Below are 545 nucleotides of genomic sequence, written 5' to 3'. Positions count from 1 at the left end.
GTGCATGGAGGGCGGGCGAGGGTGGCGGTGCGCCCGCCGGCAGGATGGCCAGCAGGGTCATGTGCCGGTGTTCGTCGAGCAGGGCCTGTAGCCGGGCCAGGTTGGCGGGCAAGGCGCTGCGCAGGTCGAGCAGGCCAACCACCTGGTCGCTGCCGCGCATGCCGATGGCCACGCAGTCGTCGGTGGCCACGCCGCGCACCTGCCAGCCTGCGGCTGCCAGTGCGGCCCGTTCGGCCGCCTGCGGGGACCCAAACCAGATTACACACCGGGCCGGAAAATCAGGGACTGCCGCCATGCGTCACCTTGTAGACGAGGATCACGGGCGGAATCTGATGCTGGTCCGGTGGCCTTGGACGTGCCGCCCCACGTCCGGGTCCGCGGCCTGGACCGACGAGGCGGGCAGGCACTTGGTTTGCTGGCTGTTGCGTGTTCGACAAGAGGGACAACGCGGGTTGGGGGTGGCAGCGGCCAAAGAAGGGGGCGTTTCTCGATAGAGGGAAGAGCGGAAGCCTGGCGCTGTGTGGGCACCCAGGCTGGGCCGGGGT

1 pseudogene is annotated in these 545 nt (G+C 69.9%); it reads right to left on the bottom strand.

Going from position 1 to position 545, the window contains the following annotated elements:
• Window positions 1-190, bottom strand: a pseudogene (locus DBR34_RS23120) (sigma-54-dependent Fis family transcriptional regulator); the annotation flags it as partial.
• Between the last annotated feature and the right edge of the window lie 355 nt (window positions 191-545).

Origin of the sequence: Stenotrophomonas sp. HMWF003 (assembly GCF_003061285.1) — a bacterium.
In the GTDB taxonomy this organism is placed as follows: Bacteria; Pseudomonadota; Gammaproteobacteria; order Xanthomonadales; family Xanthomonadaceae; genus Stenotrophomonas; species Stenotrophomonas maltophilia_AP.
Note: the sequence above shows the minus strand (reverse complement) of the source record. Positions and strands in the feature narration are given on the sequence as shown.